At 68.9% G+C, this 1,032-nt stretch carries 1 protein-coding gene; it reads left to right on the top strand.

From position 1 onward, the window contains the following. Positions 1–814 (top strand): 3-isopropylmalate dehydrogenase (locus tag A9W95_RS03810; protein ID WP_067409302.1); only part of this gene is annotated, 814 nt, incomplete at its 5' end. Positions 815–1,032: the final 218 nt, after the last annotated feature.

Below are 1,032 nucleotides of genomic sequence, written 5' to 3'. Positions count from 1 at the left end.
CGCCATCGGTGACCCGTCGGTGCCCAGCGGCGTACTGGAGCGAGGACTGCTGCTGCGGCTGCGTTTTGCATTGGATCACCACGTCAATCTGCGCCCGGCCCGGCTCTATCCCGGGGTCAGCAGCCCGCTGGCCGGCAACCCCGACATCGACTTCGTGGTGGTGCGGGAGGGCACCGAAGGCCCCTACACCGGCAACGGCGGAGCGATCCGGGTCGGCACCGTCCACGAAGTCGCCACCGAGGTCAGCGTGAACACCGCCTTCGGGGTGCGCCGCGTGGTCACCGATGCCTTCGAACGCGCCCGGCAGCGCCGCAAGCATCTGACGTTGGTGCACAAGAACAATGTGCTCACCTTCGCCGGAGCGTTGTGGTCGCGGACGGTGCAGGAGATCGGGGAGAAGTACCCCGACGTCGAGGTGGCCTACCTACACGTCGATGCCGCGACCATTCACATGATCACCAACCCCGGCCGGTTCGACGTCATCGTCACCGACAACCTGTTCGGCGACATCATCACCGACCTCGCGGCGGCGGTGTGCGGCGGCATCGGCTTGGCGGCCAGCGGCAACATCGACGCGACGCGCACCAACCCGTCGATGTTCGAACCGGTCCACGGCAGCGCGCCGGACATCGCGGGTCAGGGGATCGCGGACCCGACCGCGGCGATCATGTCGGTGGCGTTGCTGCTTGCTCACTTGGGGGAGGACGACGCCGCTGCGCGGGTGGATCGAGCCGTCGAGACCTACCTCGCCGGTCGCGGGACCGAACGGCTTGCCACCAGCGATGTCGGCGAACGGATTGTCGCCGCGCTCTAGTCTCCAGCCCCGGCGGCAGCAGGCGAACCGGCACCAGCGGCAACGCCGCCAGCGGGAACAAGCCGCACAACAGCCACGCCGACGGATACCGCGCCGCGCTGATCAGCGCACCGAACAGTGGGGGACCGGCGGCCGCCATCACCCGTTGGGTGGTGTTCTGGATGCCCAGCGCGCGTCCACTCCAGAACGGCCCGGCGAACTCGGTGATCGCGGTCGCC

Source organism: Mycobacterium sp. 1423905.2, assembly GCF_001673155.1.
Taxonomy (GTDB): domain Bacteria; phylum Actinomycetota; class Actinomycetes; order Mycobacteriales; family Mycobacteriaceae; genus Mycobacterium.
This window is presented reverse-complemented; position numbering and strand designations above follow the sequence as displayed.